This window comes from Erwinia mallotivora (genome assembly GCF_000590885.1).
GTDB classification, from domain to species: Bacteria; Pseudomonadota; Gammaproteobacteria; order Enterobacterales; family Enterobacteriaceae; genus Erwinia; species Erwinia mallotivora.
In genome coordinates, this window is record NZ_JFHN01000018.1 from 180,081 (window position 1) to 196,296 (window position 16,216).

At 49.0% G+C, this 16,216-nt stretch carries 15 protein-coding genes; 4 read left to right on the top strand and 11 right to left on the bottom strand.

The features are described from left to right. The first annotated feature begins 282 nt into the window (after positions 1-282). Complete coding sequence (locus BG55_RS02090) at positions 283-936, top strand: EspJ family T3SS effector ADP-ribosyltransferase (protein WP_034933849.1); 654 nt, start codon at positions 283-285, stop codon at positions 934-936. A 382-nt stretch (positions 937-1,318) separates the two neighbouring features. Here BG55_RS02090 and mtnK read toward each other — a convergent pair whose 3' ends face one another. After that, complete coding sequence (gene mtnK, locus BG55_RS02095; protein WP_034933851.1) at positions 1,319-2,518, bottom strand: S-methyl-5-thioribose kinase; 1,200 nt, start codon at positions 2,516-2,518, stop codon at positions 1,319-1,321. Positions 2,519-2,672: 154 nt separating this feature from the next. Here mtnK and mtnA point away from each other — a divergent pair, with 154 nt between their 5' ends. Beyond that, positions 2,673-3,695, top strand: a complete 1,023-nt coding sequence (gene mtnA, locus BG55_RS02100; protein WP_034933854.1) for an S-methyl-5-thioribose-1-phosphate isomerase — start codon at positions 2,673-2,675, stop codon at positions 3,693-3,695. Positions 3,696-4,000: 305 nt separating this feature from the next. Here the strand turns inward: mtnA and BG55_RS02105 are convergent, their stop codons facing one another. From BG55_RS02105 to BG55_RS02120, 4 genes are all read right to left on the bottom strand, one after another. Then, positions 4,001-4,633: a hypothetical protein gene (locus tag BG55_RS02105; protein WP_071994963.1), complete on the bottom strand. Its 633-nt coding sequence runs from the start codon at positions 4,631-4,633 to the stop codon at positions 4,001-4,003. Positions 4,634-5,247: 614 nt separating this feature from the next. Next, a complete protein-coding gene (locus BG55_RS02110; RefSeq protein WP_034933857.1) occupies positions 5,248-5,790 on the bottom strand; it encodes a 1,2-dihydroxy-3-keto-5-methylthiopentene dioxygenase in 543 nt (180 codons plus the stop codon). Then, positions 5,787-6,476: an acireductone synthase gene (gene mtnC, locus BG55_RS02115; RefSeq protein ID WP_034933860.1), complete on the bottom strand. Its 690-nt coding sequence runs from the start codon at positions 6,474-6,476 to the stop codon at positions 5,787-5,789. The genes BG55_RS02110 and mtnC overlap by 4 nt, the downstream gene beginning before the upstream one ends. After that, positions 6,473-7,087 (bottom strand): methylthioribulose 1-phosphate dehydratase, encoded by a 615-nt coding sequence (locus BG55_RS02120; RefSeq protein WP_034933972.1) that lies wholly within the window; start codon positions 7,085-7,087, stop codon positions 6,473-6,475. The genes mtnC and BG55_RS02120 overlap by 4 nt, the downstream gene beginning before the upstream one ends. A 144-nt stretch (positions 7,088-7,231) precedes the next feature. On the opposite strand from BG55_RS02120, the gene BG55_RS02125 reads away from it, so the two are divergent. Beyond that, positions 7,232-8,392, top strand: coding sequence for a pyridoxal phosphate-dependent aminotransferase (locus tag BG55_RS02125; protein ID WP_034933864.1), 1,161 nt, complete (start codon positions 7,232-7,234; stop codon positions 8,390-8,392). Further along, positions 8,380-9,147, top strand: coding sequence for an amidohydrolase (locus BG55_RS02130; protein ID WP_034933868.1), 768 nt, complete (start codon positions 8,380-8,382; stop codon positions 9,145-9,147). The genes BG55_RS02125 and BG55_RS02130 overlap by 13 nt, the downstream gene beginning before the upstream one ends. Before the next feature lie 27 nt (positions 9,148-9,174). Here BG55_RS02130 and BG55_RS02135 read toward each other — a convergent pair whose 3' ends face one another. From BG55_RS02135 to BG55_RS02160, 6 genes are all read right to left on the bottom strand, one after another. Then, positions 9,175-9,927: a histidine phosphatase family protein gene (locus BG55_RS02135; protein WP_034933872.1), complete on the bottom strand. Its 753-nt coding sequence runs from the start codon at positions 9,925-9,927 to the stop codon at positions 9,175-9,177. Between the two features lie 31 nt (positions 9,928-9,958). Continuing rightward, positions 9,959-10,282, bottom strand: a complete 324-nt coding sequence (locus tag BG55_RS02140; protein ID WP_034933875.1) for a PTS sugar transporter subunit IIA — start codon at positions 10,280-10,282, stop codon at positions 9,959-9,961. After that, entirely contained in the window at positions 10,283-10,591 is a 309-nt protein-coding gene (locus tag BG55_RS02145; protein WP_034933877.1) for a PTS sugar transporter subunit IIB, read from the bottom strand. It lies immediately after the preceding gene. 48 nt (positions 10,592-10,639) lie between these two features. Continuing rightward, entirely contained in the window at positions 10,640-12,064 is a 1,425-nt protein-coding gene (locus tag BG55_RS02150; protein WP_034933880.1) for a glycoside hydrolase family 1 protein, read from the bottom strand. Continuing rightward, the gene (locus tag BG55_RS02155) at positions 12,064-13,659 is read right to left on the bottom strand and encodes a PTS transporter subunit EIIC (protein WP_034933882.1); all 1,596 of its coding nucleotides are present in this window, start codon (positions 13,657-13,659) and stop codon (positions 12,064-12,066) included. Before BG55_RS02155 ends, BG55_RS02150 begins: the two co-directional genes overlap by 1 nt. Positions 13,660-13,737: 78 nt before the next feature. Next, a complete protein-coding gene (locus tag BG55_RS02160) occupies positions 13,738-15,696 on the bottom strand; it encodes a BglG family transcription antiterminator (protein ID WP_034933884.1) in 1,959 nt (652 codons plus the stop codon). Positions 15,697-16,216 lie beyond the last annotated feature (520 nt).

Consider the following 16,216-nt stretch of genomic DNA (forward strand, 5'->3'; position numbering starts at 1 on the left):
ACGACACTCGACCATGACCGTTTTCTGATAGACAAAAAACTGATATGCCATACGCTAAATAATTGGAGTTGCAGGAAGGTGACCACAAAGTGAGTCCCGATGAGCTTACTCAGGTAAGTGATTCAGGTGAAGGCACTCCGTCAACACACCCGCAGCCTGAAGTATGACGAGTATATATTTTCTGAACCAGTTTTAAAGACTCCGTCTTATTTCAGTTAAAAAATTGGCTATTCTGCAAAAAGATTCATCAGTTCAATACTATTTTATAAAGGATTAGTTAAAATGAGTTTTATAAAAACCTGTTTTTCACCACTCACAAATATTTTTAGTCTACGTTGTCGATCTTACGAAGTTTCAAAGGGAAATGCAGTTAATAAATTTGCTGAAAATATATTTTCTGTTAAAAATTCTCCTGTAGAATTGCTTACTTACAGAAGTGCCGATTTATCAAAAGAGCGGTTTATTACACAGAATATTTTGTCACGCTTTGATATTAGTGAAAATTTTGTTGCTGTAAGAGTTCAGGAAGACAAATTTACTGATTTAAAAAACAAGACAATACAAGGGCATAAGAAAACTGTTGCAACAGTAAGAGATTGGTATAATCCCTATAAAAATTACCTCGGTATTTCTATGGGAAAACTTAAGTCATCATCCGATGTAGCAAATAAAGAAAGCAGAGAGTCCATAAATGTAATGCTAATGGAAAAGAATGAATTTAAAAATAAAATACTCAATCAAGATAACTTACAGAGCCAGTATGGAGGTAATGAAAATAAAAGCTGGGTAGTTGCACCATTAAAAGATTTTCTTGATAAAGGGGCTAAAGTTTATCCAGATGAATCCAGTGCATTAAGATTAGGTCAGCCGTTTATCATAACTCTTCCGGAAAAAACAAAAGTCAATGTTGAAATTTATCCAGTGCGCAAAAAATAGAATACCCGCCGTGAGCATTCAGCACTGATACGTCAGCACTATCAGTATCGTGAAATTGCCCGTCCCTCAGACAATAATTTTCATGACGAAATGGTGGAGCAGTACCGGCGCATTCGTCGTTTCCTGTCTCATCTGCTGGATACCGTTGAATTTCATCCGCAACTGCCGGGGTTACCACTCTGAATGCCTGTGACTACCTGAGCCGGGAGTTTACCAGTTGAAAATGCAGGCTGAGGCAGAGATGAAATGCCTGTCGCCCCGCCCAAATTGGTACATCGTCTGGCTGCGATCGACCAGCCGCCTGTCATTGGGAAAGAGCGTTTTTATCAGTAAAAGTTCAGCATAAACCGCCGCCGTCCTCGCACATTCGGCGGCGCTTTAATCAGCCATTCTGCCGGATACGGGCAATCAACGCATCGCAGTCTGCAATCTGGTCAGCCGCGATGATCAACGTACGTCCCAGCGTCACCGCCTGACGCACACATTCAGTGCGCATGGCATCGTCGGAAATGGTTTTGATATCCGCTACCTGAGACATCCCCACCGTGCGACGAATCACTTCAGTGCCTGCATAACCCAGCGTATCCCGCCAGATTTTATGCAAAAACTCTGCTGCATAGCCCGGATACGCCAGCGCGCGATCGCGACTTTTTTCCGCCGCCAGCGTGAGAAAACCTTCGGCAAAGCTCTGCCATAGCGCAGAGAGATCGCACAGACGTTGCTCACGAGCGGCGGCGGCCTCACGCGGGGCCAGCAGGCCCGGCAGCGCACAGTAGTTGATCATCAGGTTGCCGAGCGCGCTGCCCACATCGAAACCTATCGGGCCGTAGAAACCAAACTCCGCATCGATAACCTTCAGGCGACCTTCCGCCACAAAAATTGATCCACTGTGCACATCGCCGTGCAGCAAGGCTTCGGCATTTGACAGAAAGCGGTGTTTCAGCGCGGCGACATTCCGTCGCAGAGCGTCGTCGGTACGCAGCGTGGCAATCAGCGGCTCCAGCGCGCGTGGGTAGCCGTTACGCTGATGCTCCTCATAGGGTTCGTTAAAGAACAGCTCTTCGGTGATGTCACACAGCTCAGGGTTGGTGAAGCGGATAACATCTGCTTTTTTCTGATGCGGGTGCTGGTAAAAATCGGAAGTATGAAACAGCGTTTGCGCCAGATAGATTCCCAGCTGCCCTGCGGCCTGCGGATAATCGACGCCTTTAACCTGTTCACCTCGCCAGATTGCATGGCTGGAGAGATCCTCCATAACCATGACCGCCAGTTGCGGATCGTAATGCAGAATTTTCACCGTGTGCTCAGGGCAGAAGCCACCATGAATATGCAACACTTCCGCTTCGATACGCGCGCGGTCAAGGGTCAGCGGCCAGGATTCACCCACGCAGCGCACATAAGGCAGCGCCTGCTTAACAATCACCCGGCTGTGACCTTCACGGTCAACAATCCTGAACACCAGGTTCAGGTTACCATCACCGATTTCCTGTGAAGCGACCAGACTGTCCGGATTGTCAATGCCGCCGAACTGGCGTGCATATTCCACAGCATCCTCTGCCGTGAATGTACGGTATTGCGACATCACTTTTCCCCATCAACTGTTCTGGCTGCGCGCCGGGTAGTATTCGCTGTTATCTTGCCGGCATTTTGTCATGAATAAGCCATTCAGACGTCTATACATCCACAGCGCATGTTGGCACAATATGCCCGGAAAACGCAACCAGGATTTAACCTTCATGCAGACACTAAAAACAACCAGCTTACAAATTCGTGACAACCAGTTGTGGATCCTCGATCAGCAGGCACTTCCGCAGCAAAAAATCTGGTGCCCGACGCCTGAGGTGGCAGATCTGGTCGCGCATATAAAAGCGCTGCGGGTTCGTGGCGCTCCGCTGATTGGCCTGTCCGCCAGCCTGTTACTGGCTTTGTTAGCAGAAAAAGGGATGCCGAAACCGGCGCTGGCAGAAGCGCTGGAGGTATTGCGTGCCGCCCGCCCCACCGCCGTTAACCTGATGAACAACCTTGACCGGATGAAACAGGCGCTGGCGCAAACCGATTTTGTCAGCGCGATGACCACTGAAGCCCTGCATCTGGTGGAGGAGGATAAGACGCTGTGCGACAACATTGCTGCGGCTGGCACAGCGCTGATTACACCGGGAAGCCGTTTGCTGACGCACTGTAATACCGGAGGTCTGGCGACGGCAGGGGTGGGAACGGCGCTGGGGGTGATATCCCGTGGCTGGCAGGAAGGAAAGGTCACCAGCGTCTGGGTAGATGAAACCCGTCCGCTGCTTCAGGGGGGGCGTCTGACCGCCTGGGAACTGGGTGAACTGGGCATCCCTTACCGACTGATTTGCGACAGCATGGCCGCCAGCCTGATGGCGCAAAAGCAGGTTGATGCGGTGTGGGTCGGCGCAGACCGGATTGCCGCCAACGGTGATGTTGCTAACAAAATCGGCACTTACAGCCTGGCCGTGCTGGCAGATTATCACCGCATCCCTTTCTACGTTGCCGCCCCGCATACCACCCTTGACCGGCACTGTGCGGATGGCAGCGCGATCCCTATCGAACAACGCGCAGCCAGCGAAGTGACCGGCGTGGCAGGCAGTTTTGGTGAAGTTCAGTGGGCGCCAGAAACAGCGCAGGTGTTTAATCCGGCGTTCGACGTGACGCCCGCCTCACTGATCAGTGGCTGGATCCTGGATACCGGCGTGGTCACGCCAGCTCAGGTTAACGAAGGAATTTTCCGGCCATCGTAAATGAAAATCTAATGCCCGATCGCCACAAAACCAGCGATCAGATTGTCCTCCCAGACTGAGCAATATGGTATCAGGCAGACGTTGTCTGCCTGATACCGTCAGGATTAATTCAGGTTGTACACTGCCGGACTGGCTGGAAAAATGTTGAGGTGATGCTGTTATATATCAGGATGCAGATACAGCAATCGCATCAAAACCCGTCACATTGAGCGCCTGTCATCGCTCGTCTGAGAGTGCCGGGAAAGAAATATACAGTGAAAATATCATCGTTTTTTCAGAACAGCAGATTCATCACATGACTACTTTCAGTGTTTCGCCATCTTTTGCATTTCATTCAACACAGCACCAAAGGTGATTTTTTTATTGCCTATTTCAGTCATTCCATCCTCAGGCAAATAACTGAACTTCACATACATCACAGATCCGCTGGACTTTTGTTTCTCATCCAGCTGCTCTATTTTTTCATAAAGCTCTTTGAGATCGCCAGCAACCCCAGCCACATCAGTAATATCATTACCGAAAGGAAGAAATTTTTGTATGTTTTCGACCGCCATTACCAATATGTTTCCTGGATGCCAGATACTGATAAAACGTTCACGAGGATGATAATTCGCTACTCCCATATATATTTTATTCAAACCGTCGATCTGACTTTCAATCCCTCTTGTTTCATATGTTTTCAAAAACTCAACAATCTGAATATAAGTCCCTACCAAAACCAAAGGTTTAACGCCGGCCCCCTTCTCGGTAAAAATATATTCGTTCTTACTGTCTGGTAAAGCCTTAGTCAGCTGTCCCCGGTCGAGGATGAGGCTCTTATATTTACCCTCTTTTAATACAGGGGCTGGTTCTCGCCAGATTGTGATGACTTCTGCAAACGCTGAAGAAGAGATAAATCCCAGAAGCAGTAAAAGAGAAAGCGTTTTTCTGATAAGCATATAAGTTGTCTTCTTTTTTATTTTCAGGAGTTATTATCTTATATTATTAGTATATTAAGAAACAATCTTAAACTGCCTACCCCGCATTGATTTAATAAGGCGTACTAACGATGATAAGCCAGTTGCCCCCCCCCTGAAAACAGTTTCAATTATAAAAATCAACCATCATTTATAACTCTTTAATTGAAATTAAAAAATTGCTTACCCTCGACCAGAAAATTAACATTCAACTTATTAAATTTTCATATTTAAAACTGAAATAAAAAAACAAACTATCCTAAACGGTTCCGCTATGAAATAAAATATCACCATTCAGGCTGTTAAAAATAACCTCACCTTGTTAATATAATAAAGCTGTAATATCACTGGCTTGTTTTCGCAGCCGAAAACCCGGGATCAATGCTGAAGTTTCATTATTCACTGCGTAATTTCCACGTCGAGAGAAACCTTAGCAGAAATCGCCTGACACATTATCTGTCGTGCCAGGCGTAATTGCTTTAATGCGTCATGGGCGAGCGGAAAATACCCAACGTACATAAGGGAGATCACTTCTCCGACACAGCCCGTGTCCGGACTGGCTTACCCACCAACCGGATCTGACTGGCGCTGAGTAATCAGGGCAAACGCGGATAAGCATCAGCAATCTTGTCACCGGTAAAATTCGCGATCCAACCTTCCTGATTATCAAAAATACGAATCGCGGTAAAATGAGGCGAGGAACCCATATCAAACCAGTGTGGTGTCCCTGCCGGTACTGAGATCAGATCGTTTTTCTCACAGAGAATCTGATAAATATGCCCATCCAGATGCAGGCAGAACAGCCCTGCCCCCTCAACAAAAAAACGTACCTCATCTTCGCCGTGAGTATGCTCAGAGAGGAATTTGCCGCGCAATGCCTCTTTTTGCGGATTATCAGCCCGCATGCTGATTACGTCCCAGCTCTGATAGCCTTTCTCCGCCACCAGCTTATCAATGGCGTGTTGATAAGCGTTGATCACGGCTTCCGACTGGGGATCAACGCCCAGATCGCGGTCAGCCTGCCAGCGTTCAAAACGCACCGCTTTGGCATTCAGCTGCTGGCGGATTTCGTCAGCATCGGTACTGTGCCACACCGGGGTGGTGGCCTCGCTGTCGGTAAAAATGGTCAGTGCACTCATAAGGAAAACAGCTCCAGGTTAATCTGATCAAAACGGTTCACCTGACGATGGCGGCTGGTGTTGTCCGCCTCGCCACGCAGTAACTGTATGGTGTTCCAGCCTGCATCCTGTGCAGCATCCAGCTCCTGGTGTATGTCCGACAAAAACAGCAATTCACCCGGCGGCAGCGCAATTTCAGTGGCAATATTGCGGTAGGAGAGGACCTCCCTTTTCGCGCCAACGTGGGTGTCAAAATAACCACTGAACAGAGATGTAATATCACCCGCGTCGCTGTAGCCAAATAACAATTTCTGCGCGGCAACCGAGCCAGAGGAATATACATACAGATCAATCCCCTGCGACTTCCATTGATGCAACATGGGCACAACATCGGCATACAGATGCCCGGTAAAGCACCCGTTCAGATAACCATCGCGCCAGATCATTCCCTGTAAAGCTTTCAGCGCGGTGGATTTGCGATCGGCATCCATAAACCCGAACAGCACTGTGGTCAGCTCTTCGATTGTCGCCTGCGGCCGGTCAATCTCCACACGCAGATCGTTCAGCGCCTGTGCCACCTCTTCACGCTGCTGATGCGTTGCAAGAAAGGGGGCCAGATTTTCCCGCGCCCAGGGGAACAGCACATTGTGAACAAAGCGAATATCGCTGGTTGTTCCTTCGATATCAGTAACAATCGCCCGGATCATCTTGCCTCCAGTACACGGCGTTGTAATTCACACTGGAACAAAAATTCCAGCCCTTCGAGATGACGCTTTGCCTCACTGACATCTTTGCCCCAGCAGGTCAGCCCGTGGCCACGCAGCAAAAAACCATAACGCAACGGTGTTTGCTGAGCAAACTGCTCAATCCGCGCCGCCAGAGCAGTAATATCCTGATCGTTATCGAACAGCGCAATGGCAACGGTATCAAGATGCGAGGACTGTCCGGCCAGCGTTTTCTGCATTTCATAGCCTTGCAGCGCTAATGCGGTTCCTTTCTCAATTCGGGAGAGAACCGTGGCGTTCACCGTGTGGGTATGCAGCACGGCACCCGCCTGCGGAAACAGGCGGTAAATCAGGGTGTGCAGCCCGGTTTCTGCCGAAGGTGTGCGCCCCGAAGGCACCCGATTGCCGGCAATTTCCACCTGAATAAAATCATCGCGGGTCAGCGCCCCTTTATCCTTGCCGGATTCGCTCAGCAGACAAAAATCGCGGTCCTGTCTCAGCGACATATTGCCGCCTGTAGCCGGTGCCCAGCCCCTGGCACCAATCCAGTGGCAGGTGGCCACCAGTTGATCCAACTGTGAAATTGCGCTCATCGTGTTCCCATTTTCAGCCAGTTGCGGCATAGTTTTACATTTAGACGTCTAAGCGTCTTGATTGCCAAATAGTAGCATCGCCGCTATAGTGGCGGCAACGGGTTAACACATGATAAAAGCCACGTTACTCAAAGGTTAATATTTATGAGCCAGACGTCGATTACACCACAGAGCAAACTCCCCGCTCTTGGTACTACCATCTTCACGCAAATGAGCGCTCTGGCGCAGCAGCACAACGCCATCAATCTTTCTCAGGGTTTTCCTGATTTTGATGGCCCGGACTATCTTAAAGACCGTCTGGCACACCATGTTAACAACGGCGCAAATCAGTACGCGCCAATGATCGGTGTGCAGCCGCTGCGCGAGGCGATTGCAGCCAAAACCGCTGAGCTGTATGGCTATCAGCCAGACTGCAACAGCGAAGTTACGGTAACCACCGGCGCTTCAGAAGCGCTCTATGCTGCGATCACCGCACTGGTGCGCGAGGGCGATGAAGTGATCTGCTTTGATCCGAGCTACGACAGCTACGCGCCAGCGGTGGCACTGGCTGGTGGCGTAATGAAGCGTATCGCGTTGCAACCGCCGACTTTTCGGCCAGACTGGCAGGCATTCGCGGCTCTGCTCACATCGCGTACCCGGCTGGTTATTCTTAACACGCCGCATAATCCCTCAGCCACCGTCTGGCAGCAGCATGACTTTGCCGCACTGTGGCAGGCGATAAAGGCACAGGAAATTTATGTGCTGAGTGATGAAGTTTACGAACATATCTGTTTTACACCGGAGGGGCATGCCAGCGTGCTTGGCCATCCGCAGCTGCGTGAACGCGCCATCGCCGTCTCATCATTTGGCAAAACCTTTCATATGACCGGCTGGAAAGTGGGCTATTGTGTAGCTCCTGCGGCGCTGACGGCAGAAGTACGAAAAATACATCAGTATCTGACCTTTTCCGTCACTACCCCGGCCCAGCTGGCGCTGGCCGATATGCTCAATGCTTTTCCACAGCACTATCGTGAGTTGCCCGATTTTTACCGCGCCCGCCGCGATCGTCTGGTCCGGGGGCTGGCAAACAGCCGTTTTGAGATACTGCCGTGCGAAGGCACCTATTTCCTGCTGGCCGATTATCGCGCCATTTCCGATCTGGATGACGTGGCGTTCTGTCAGTGGCTGACCCGAGAAGCAGGTGTGGCGGCCATCCCCCTCTCGGTATTCTGTGCCGATCCCTTTCCACATAAACTGATCCGCCTGTGCTTTGCCAAGCAGGAAGCCACGCTGGATGCTGCTGCGGAGCGACTGTGTCAACTTTAAAACTCAGCGTATTACAACAGCCGCTGGTATGGATGGACGGCGAGGCCAATCTGCGCTTTTTCGATGGCGTCATTGATCATTTGCCTGACAGCGATCTGATCGTTCTGCCGGAAATGTTCACCACCGGCTTTGCGATGGGTGCGGCGAAAGCGTCGTTGCCGGAAGCGCAGGTAATCAGCTGGCTGCATGAAAAAGCCCGTTTAACTCAGGCGCTGACAGGCGGTAGCGTAGCCATTCAGACGGCAAAAGGAGCGGTGAATCGTTTCCTGCTGGTAGAGCCAGATGGCAAGGTTCATCGCTACGATAAGCGCCATCTGTTTCGTATGGCTGATGAACATCAGCATTATCTGGCCGGTGACAGCCGGGTGGTGGTGGAATGGCGCGGCTGGCGCATCCTGCCGCAAATTTGCTACGACCTGCGCTTTCCTGTGTTCTCGCGAAATCAAAACGATTACGATCTGGCGCTGTATGTGGCTAACTGGCCTGAACCTCGTGCCGGCCACTGGCAGGCACTGCTGCTGGCCCGTGCTATTGAAAATCAGGCATATATTGTCGGTTGTAATCGGGTTGGCAGTGATGACAATCACCATCTGTACAGCGGTGACAGTCGGATAATCAGTCCGCAGGGTGAGATTCTGGCGGCAGCTGAACCCCATCAATCTGCGGTGCTGAATGCCGAACTGTCGCTGAAGGCGTTACAGGACTACCGTCATCGCTTCCCCGCATGGCGCGATGCCGACAGCTTCAGTTGGTAAGCAGTCCTGCAATATGCAGCGCAATATTTACTGTGACAGGTAGCGGGTATCACCCACCTTTACCAGGCTGAATTTACCCTCTTCAAAATGAAGGAGGGTCAGACTGGCGTTACCGATACTTTCACCATGATAACTTTCCGGGGTAAGGATAGTCAGGATGGTGGGGATAGCGCTGCCATGAGAAACCACCAGGCTGTTGCCGCCGCCTTTTGCCTCCGTCTCACGGATCACCTCAGCGATGCCCGCCTTAAGTCGTGTCACAATAGCCGCATAATTTTCCGCCATTCCGGTTTTATCATTGCGGGCTATTGCGTCGGCCATTTCTTTATCGCTCATTTTGCTGGTGAAGGTTTCCCAGGTTGACCAGTCTTTTTTAAACTCAACCTTTTTCTCAGCAAACAGCGGCTGCCACAATTCCGCATCGTCACGACCTTCATAACCACCATAACCCCATTCGCGCAGCATCGGGGATTCTGTCAGCTCAGGTTTATTCGCTGCGTTATTCTGCTGCAAAATCAGTTTTGCTGTTGCTCTCGCCCTGCCGCTGTCGCTACTGAACGCGGTAGTGAAAACAATATTCTCCAGCCCCTTCCCGGCCCTTTTCGCCTGTTCAATACCCTGTTCTGTTAACGGCGAGTCACTCCATCCCTGGACCTGGCCAGTGGTATTAAACATTGTCCTGCCGTGACGGATTAAATAGATATCAACCCCTTTTGCCGTTCCCTGTAAGGTAAATAATCCCGTGCAGATTGCTCCTGTTATTAGCAGCCACTTTTTCATTTGTTCCCTCAATCAAAAACGTCCTGAGCGATTAACGGCTGTCAGTCATGACCGCCAGCCGCTGATAAAGATCAATGAACTCACCAGACAACAGTTTGAAATTCTCGGCGCTCATCATTTGATCTTCTGCATGGATCAGGATCAGCGAAAGATGGTCGCGCATCCCTTCCATTTCTGCCTGAATTAATTTTGCGTGAACCTGATGTCCCAGATTAAAACTCTCCAGCCCGCTGTTCATCAGCGTTGCCGCCTGCTCAAAATCACCTTTCTTTGCCTGCTGTATTGCATCAATAAAGGATGAACGCGCTTCGCCAACATGACAAATAAGTTCAAAACAGACCTGTTCAATATCCATTTAATTATTCTCAGCTATAACATTTAATGCCTGTTGTAATATCTTCTCACCATTCATGGTGCCGTAATCCAGCGTATCAATAACCCTTACCGGAATGCTTTTTGCCACGTCCTGTACTTTATTCAGCAGGAATCTGACCTGTGGACCCAGCAATATTATATCGGTGGTGTCCAGATTTTCACTCAGCGCCTGCTCCGGTATGGCTTTTATTTCCACGTCTGCATTAATTTTGTTGGCCGCCTCGGTCATTTTTTTCACCATAATGCTGGTCGACATCCCCGCAGAGCACATCAGTAAAATTTTCTTCATCTTGTTATCTCCTGAATAATATAAATGACAGATCGTATTTTTCCGACGTTAAATTAAATTCTTTCCCTGGCTGGCAATAATTTTTTGATACCAGTAAAAACTGGCTTTTTTATAACGCTTCAGCGATCGAAGGTCCGTATCATCACGATCGACATAGACAAAACCGTAGCGTTTGCGATAGCCATTGCTGGTGCTGAGCAGGTCCATAAACGACCAGGGATAATATCCCAGCACCGGCACACCCTCTGCCATCGCCAGTTGCAGTTGAACAAGATGCTTTTGCAGATAATCGATGCGGTAAGAGTCATCAACACGTCCATCAAGCAGACGATCTTCGGCACCCAGGCCATTTTCGGTAACCATCAGCGGCAGCTGGTAGCGGTCGTACAATTTGCGACAGGCGATGCGCAGTCCGATAGGGTCGATCTCCCAGTCCCAGTCGTTACGTTCAAGGTAAGGGTTGCTGTCACCCGCGTACAAACCGGGGAAACGGGGGTAGATAAATCCCCCTTTTGTACCGTCGGGATTGAAACCAGGTTGTGAAGTCTGCGTAGTAACCGGGCAAAACTTCGCCACATCACTTTGGTAGTAGTTAAAGGCAATAAAATCCGGCTGCACGTTGCGCAGCTCATCCATTTCTGCGGATGCCAGCCGAATGTCCGTGCCACGCTGGGCAAAAAAGCGGATTACCGCCGGGTTTTGCCTGCCCAGACAGAGCAGATCCAGAGGATAAAAGGTTCTGAATTCATCTTCATTCAGGGCGGCCAGCACATCTTCAGGGGCACAGGTCGCCGGGTAGGCGACCGCATAACCGATGCAGGGACCAATTTTCGCCTGGGGCAATAACCGGTGACACAGATTAATCACTCTGGCATTAGCCAGCGCCATCACCCTGCTGACCTGAAAACGCCAGTTTTCCATCCCGACGCCCTCAGGCACTCCGCCAATCAGGTCCGGATAGAGCACCACATTGTTCGATTCGCAGATGGTCATAAAATACTTCACGCGGTCACCAAATTCGCGGAAACAGATTTCAGCAAAATGGAGGAAATCCCCGATCATTTCGTCGCCATACCAACCGCCATACGCATCCTGAAGCGCCTGGGGGTGATCGAAGTGGTAGAGCGTTACCAGCGGCTGAATGTCCTGTTCCAGCAGGGCGTCAATCAGTCGGTTGTAAAATTTAATCCCCAGGGGATTGGGGGTGCGTCCGTCAGGACAGACGCGGGTCCAGGCAATAGAAAACCGCCAGGATTTCAGCCCGGCTTCTTTCATCAGGGCAATGTCTTCGTCGACACGATGATAATGATCGGAGGTGACGCTGGTGTCGTGAAACCGGTTGGTAAAGTTTTTATGATCCTGGATGGATTCGCTTTTACCGTCTTCATTAATCGCGCCTTCAACCTGCCAAGCTGCGCTGGCGGCTCCCCACAGAAAGTCATCGGGAAAAGGGTTTACACTCAGGTGTTCCATTATGCTGACTCTCCGTCATGTATCTGAGCCGCAGCCTGCTGCTCCTGTTGATATAGCTGCCTGTCCGCGATGCGGAAAAAAGGGTAGTAAAACAGCATGGAAATCAAAACGATCGCCAGTGACCATAAGGTGGTGGAAAGGCTACCGCCGGTCATCAGAAAACCGACAATAAAGGTTGGCGTGGTCCACGGCAGGTTAGCGACATGGGGCATGGTGATGACACCATGCTGCATCAGTAAGAAAGTCGCCGCAGCGGTAATACCCGGCGTCAGAATAAACGGCACCATAAACAGCGGATTAAAGCAGACTGGCGCACCGAAAATAATCGGTTCATTAATATTAAATATGCCCGGACCGGACGACATTCTGCCCAGCTTTTTGAAATACTGACTTTTTGCCGTCAAAGCCATCAGCAGCACTAATCCCAGGGTTGCGCCGGTCCCTCCCGCCCAAATCATGGCATCCGTGGCGTTGGTTGCCGCGAAAATAACCTGCTCTCCCGCCTGAAAAGCCTTTTCATTGGCGGCGCCATTCTGCATCAGGAAGGGCATCGCCACCCCAATAACAACCTGAGAATTAATGCCGCAGAAAAAGACCAGCGCGCACAACATATGATAAAAAGCATAACCCGGTGCCGAATTGAGTACGAATGTGACCGGGGTCATCACTCTGGCAATCAGGACATTAATATTGAAATGAAAAACCACGATCAGCGTACTGAACAACGCCAGTAAAAAAAGTGCCGGAAGCAACGAGGTGAATGACTCACTCACTGCGTCAGGAACACCATCTGGCATACGAATGGCAATATTTTTTTCCTTAAAAAAGGCCAGCGTCTTAAGCGTAATAAAACCAATCAATATCGCACTGATCAACCCCGATGTTCCCAGCCCTTCGGTATTGAGAATATATTCATTACCCTCACCTGGCTGATACTGGCTGACAATAAAAAGACTGACCGTGGTGGCGATAGTGACAAATATATCCTGCTTATATTCCAGCGCACCATAATAAGCGATACTGGCGGCAGTCAGCAGCCCCATTACGCCGGTAGTCGCATTAAATATTGTGTTGAAAAAAGGGGCAGCCGGCGCCATAAAATTAGCCAGTGGTGCATAGGGAAGATTTGAAAAAAGCACCGAAGTACTGCCAATAATAAGCAGAGCCATACAGGCGCACATTGCGTTACGAATAACGGTCAGTGCCCGGTTGCTTCCCACCCTGACCACAACCGGCATTAAATGTTTTTCCAGAAAGGTGGTGGATGTCTGATTCATCGTTGTATTCCCTTTTCCTTGCAGTTGATTTTTTATTTTTTCCAGAATTGCTGCGGTATTAATGCTGCCATACTCCTCTCTTTCGAGAGTCATCATGACTTTCCCTTGCGCATGAATAATTTCTTTTAAATGTGGCGTATCAGAAATATTTTGCGGCGCGATCAGGACAACATCAGCCTGCTGGATATAAAGCGCAATCTGTCCGATACTCACCGCCAGAAAATAATAATCCAGTCCTTGCAGTCTGGCGGTCTGTCGCAATTTTCTCACCACAATGCTGGATGACATGCCGGTGCTGCAACACACCAGGATATTCATAGCCTGTCCTCCTTTTTTGAATGGTAACCCGCGTCGGCATAATGCGGCATACAAATAACTGCCGCTTCTGATGCGGCATTATCTGAAGGGGGAACGATCGCTTTGTTGTTCAGCCTGTAATATCGTCTCTTCCAGTAAGCGGACAAATGTTGTGAAGGTGGTGTTGTCGCCAAGCTCTTTCAGCTTTTTACCGTCACACATAAAAGCCATCAGCGTTTCGTACAGACGTTGCAAAGAGGCAGTTTCTCCCTCACGAATATTCAGCATAAAAACATAACGCACATTTTGCTTATCCCAGCGAAGCGGCTTATTCAGCACCGCAACGGTGACGAAGGTACGTCTGCCAACGGGATAGAGTGGGTGGGGAAAGGCAATGGCGTGCCCAAATTCCGTAGCGGAGAGTTGTTCTCTTTCAATCACCAGGCGGGCAAAATCCTTTCCCGTTGCAATATGGCTACTGACCCGCTGGCAAAGTTCGTTGATTAACGCGTAACGCTCGTTGCTGTGCAGGTCAGTAAAGAATAAATCCGGGTGGAAATACTGGCTGATTAAGTGAACATCCTGCCGCGCACCGTTCAGCCATTTTTCCATTTGGGTAAGCCCGGCAGGATCAAGAAAATAGTTGATGCGTAACAGCGGGAGAGAAACCGGAAAAGGGATATCAACGGTGGAAAGAATCAGATCATACCCTTCTGAATCAAAGTGGTTCAGCTGATACAGCTGTACCACGCTAATCAGGTTAATTTGCCCGGAGAAATGTTGTTTCAGCTTATACAGCAACAGTTGAGAGCTCCCCATACCACTGGCACAAACGAGGATCAGGTTCACTTTTTTTTGACTGACTTTGCGACGCTCCAGCGCCAGAGCAAAATGGACTGCCAGATAGCCTGTTTCGGCCTCATTCATTACCAGTCCGGTTTCCAGACAGACGGTTTTTGCTGCAAGCACGGCCATTTCAAACGCCGTGACGTTTTCTTCTTTAATCTGCTCAAGTAAAAGATTATGGATTTTCAGATCCCATTGCAGGCGATCGATCATCGGCGTTAAGTGCAGGGTAAGAAGATGGTACAACTCGGTATCATTGCCAAGATCGACGGCGAAGGCTGCCGATATCCGCTCGGTAATCTGTTCAAACAGGGCAATAATTGGCGGCGGGACGACAAAAACTCCCTCCTCGCCTGGGCTTTTCTTTCCGGCAAGATGAATGGAAATGAAGTAACATTCCGCCTCAGGAAAAGAGAGGTTAAATACCCGTTCAAAGCGTTGTACTAACTGCCGGGCGATATGGAATTCATCGCGCGCTTTGAGGCGCTGATGTTGGGGAGGCAAAGCGATATCATCGCCGCATTTATTGATGCGCATTAACGCGATTTCCAGATGAATGACCAGATTCTGAAAACCGGTATCGGTCAGCTGCCACTCATTTTCCTGAAGTGTTTCAGCTAAAAGTTCCCGGATCACCCGCCGGGTATCACCTGCCCTCTCCAGCTGATAATCACTGTGACTGTCGTCATAGAAAAAAAATCGGGCGATTGCCTGTCTGATACTCAGTTCACTGCCCGATAATTTTATGCCACAGGCCGTTTTATCAATCAGAGTGAGATTAAAATCGGCCAGCGCCTTGCGTACCTCTTTCATATAATTGTTCAGTAAAGAACGGCTGATAAACATCTTTTCAGCCACCTTATCCAGCTTAAGATAATCATCTGCCAGAAGAAGCGTTCGCAGTAAATAGTTGACACGTTCATCATGGCGTAGCGGCGCAACAAAATGATGGCGCTGTTCAGAACCTGACAAAGATTTTAACAAGGCACGATATTTATCTTCATCCTTCACATTTAGCTGATACCCCACGCCCTGTCGCGCCTGTAATTCCACACCATTAGCGGATAAGTCCGCTTTATAACGGAAAATATCATCACGTAACGTTCTTGGTTTTATCTTAAGCTGCTTGCATATTTCCCGGCTGGTTAATGGCCCATTTTCATCATGCAATAACGTAAGTAACTTCAGTATTCGATGAAGATAATATTTCATAATCCTTTACACTCATAATTAAAAAAACGTCCCTTAAGCACATCAGAATTTATGTGCAAACAAAAAAACAGGTGTAATTTAACAAAATAAAAACGCAAATATCAGACAAGTCAGAATTGAAAAAAAACATTTGTATTACACATTTCCGTTACCAATTTAGCTACACCTTTAAATATCAGCATCCATAAGTTGTGACTCTGCGCGCAATAAACACCCTGCCGGGAAATATTTCTGCGCAAATTGATAGCGATCAAAAATAAACATTTTCAATTCCCGGTATCATTCAACAAAATAAAACAGAGAAAACATCAATAACGTTCAGATTTTAATTACTTTAATCATTAATAAAGCCTGCTTTTAATCACTGATAATCGTGCTCCGGACACGAGGAAAATCTGAGACAAAGATAGCCAGGCAAGCACTTCACTCTCAACAGCAGACAGGTTGAAAAATAAACACAATTATCAGCTCCACACATGGCTGGTAAATTCTGAAAGAGCGATGAGTTACGCATAAAACA

Coding starts and splice junctions, on each gene's coding strand:
- BG55_RS02140 (WP_034933875.1), bottom strand. CDS start 10,282: ATGGATATTGAACAGGTCTGTTTTGAACTTATTTGTCATGTTGGCGAA.
- BG55_RS02110 (WP_034933857.1), bottom strand. CDS start 5,790: ATGAGTGCACTGACCATTTTTACCGACAGCGAGGCCACCACCCCGGTG.
- mtnK (WP_034933851.1), bottom strand. CDS start 2,518: ATGTCGCAATACCGTACATTCACGGCAGAGGATGCTGTGGAATATGCA.
- BG55_RS02125 (WP_034933864.1), top strand. CDS start 7,232: ATGAGCCAGACGTCGATTACACCACAGAGCAAACTCCCCGCTCTTGGT.
- mtnC (WP_034933860.1), bottom strand. CDS start 6,476: ATGATCCGGGCGATTGTTACTGATATCGAAGGAACAACCAGCGATATT.
- BG55_RS02120 (WP_034933972.1), bottom strand. CDS start 7,087: ATGAGCGCAATTTCACAGTTGGATCAACTGGTGGCCACCTGCCACTGG.
- BG55_RS02090 (WP_034933849.1), top strand. CDS start 283: ATGAGTTTTATAAAAACCTGTTTTTCACCACTCACAAATATTTTTAGT.
- BG55_RS02160 (WP_034933884.1), bottom strand. CDS start 15,696: ATGAAATATTATCTTCATCGAATACTGAAGTTACTTACGTTATTGCAT.
- BG55_RS02150 (WP_034933880.1), bottom strand. CDS start 12,064: ATGGAACACCTGAGTGTAAACCCTTTTCCCGATGACTTTCTGTGGGGA.
- BG55_RS02145 (WP_034933877.1), bottom strand. CDS start 10,591: ATGAAGAAAATTTTACTGATGTGCTCTGCGGGGATGTCGACCAGCATT.
- BG55_RS02155 (WP_034933882.1), bottom strand. CDS start 13,659: ATGAATATCCTGGTGTGTTGCAGCACCGGCATGTCATCCAGCATTGTG.
- BG55_RS02135 (WP_034933872.1), bottom strand. CDS start 9,927: ATGAAAAAGTGGCTGCTAATAACAGGAGCAATCTGCACGGGATTATTT.
- mtnA (WP_034933854.1), top strand. CDS start 2,673: ATGCAGACACTAAAAACAACCAGCTTACAAATTCGTGACAACCAGTTG.
- BG55_RS02105 (WP_071994963.1), bottom strand. CDS start 4,633: ATGCTTATCAGAAAAACGCTTTCTCTTTTACTGCTTCTGGGATTTATC.